Origin of the sequence: Porphyromonas somerae DSM 23386 (assembly GCF_000372405.1) — a bacterium.
In the GTDB taxonomy this organism is placed as follows: domain Bacteria; phylum Bacteroidota; class Bacteroidia; order Bacteroidales; family Porphyromonadaceae; genus Porphyromonas_A; species Porphyromonas_A somerae.
The window spans coordinates 1-1,417 of sequence record NZ_AQVC01000092.1 but is presented as its reverse complement, the minus strand read 5'-3'; the positions used below and the strand labels follow the sequence as shown (position 1 = coordinate 1,417).

Genomic DNA, 1,417 nt, shown 5'->3' with positions numbered 1-1,417 from the left:
AACTCGGTCAAAATAAATCTTCTGGAGTTGACTCCTTTTTACAAACTTACTCATAAAAATCTATCTATGAGTCAACTTTTTCTAGGACAAGACAGCTACGAAATCCGACTTGTCTGACCTGTCCGACTTGTCCGATAAGGTACCCCCTCATAGATATTTGGGAGATAATGCGTACCTTTGCGATGTATTATAATTAAGTAAAAACAAATTAGAAAGAAAGATCTTTATGGCATTACGCGCATCAGTATTCCCAGGACAAGGAGCTCAGTTTGTAGGTATGGGGCAGGACCTCTACGAGAGCAACGCCGAAGCAAAGCAGCTATTTGAGCAAGCCAATGAGATACTTGGCTTCCAAATTACCGATACTATATTTCATGGCATCGAGGAAGAACTTAAGCAGACCAAGGTGACCCAGCCAGCGGTATTTATCCACTCCTACATCTCTGCCAAGGTGAGCGACGAAGGGTGCAGTGCCGATATGATGGCAGGTCACTCTCTAGGCGAGTTTACAGCACTCGCTGCTTCTGGAGCTCTCTCCTTTGAAGATGCACTGAGACTAGTGAGCAAACGAGCTCAAGCGATGCAAAAAGCGTGCGAGCAAGCTCCCTCCACCATGGCCGCCATTATTGGGCTGAAAGATGAAGAGGTGGAGCAACTCTGTGCCTCTGTCCAAGGTGAGATCGTAATCCTTGCCAATTACAATAGCCCTGGACAAGCGGTGATCTCGGGTTCGGTAAAAGGTGTACAGCAAGTATGTGCACTGGCGAAAGAGGCGGGTGCTAAGCGTGCCTTGCCTCTCAATGTGAGCGGAGCCTTCCACAGCCCATTTATGGAAAGTGCTAGAGAAGAGTTGGAGGCAGCGATCAGAGAGACCCACTTCAAGGCGCCTAGCTGCCCTATCTATCAGAATGTCGATGCCCTCCCCCATACCGACCCTGAGGAGATTCGCCATAACCTTATCATGCAGCTGACAGCACCAGTTCGCTGGACGCAGACCATCCTCAATATGCACAAGGATGGAGCAGAGAGCTTCACTGAGTACGGCCCCGGTAAAGTGCTCCAAGGTCTGATCAAGCGCATCCTCTAACCCCCGCCACTCCCACTTGTGATGTGAGGAGCCAAAAGCCTAAGTTCTAAACCGAAGCACAATTTTTGAGGTACTAGGGACTACCTTTTTCACGGCTTATTTGGTGACCGTACGGCCACCAAATAAGCCGTGAAAAAGAGTGAAGAAAGGAGCGTTGATTCATAAAACAAAAATGGGAGGCCGAAACCTCCCATGGGATTAGTATATTTGTTTTATGAATAAAAAGAAATGCACGCCAAATGCTGGCCAATGAGGATAAGGAAAGGGTTAAGCGAAAAAAGAAGAGAGGGAAAGGTGTGTGGAAGAAAGTAATCGAAAAACTAGGGGTTA

Annotated in this window: 1 protein-coding gene and 1 pseudogene; both read left to right on the top strand. The window is 47.4% G+C overall.

Annotated features, from left to right (window positions below):
- The first annotated feature begins 226 nt into the window (after positions 1-226).
- Positions 227-1,087, top strand: a complete 861-nt coding sequence (gene fabD, locus A3GK_RS0110165) for an ACP S-malonyltransferase (RefSeq protein ID WP_018029332.1) — start codon at positions 227-229, stop codon at positions 1,085-1,087.
- 218 nt (positions 1,088-1,305) lie between these two features.
- Positions 1,306-1,417, top strand: a pseudogene (locus A3GK_RS11885) (IS30 family transposase); the annotation flags it as partial.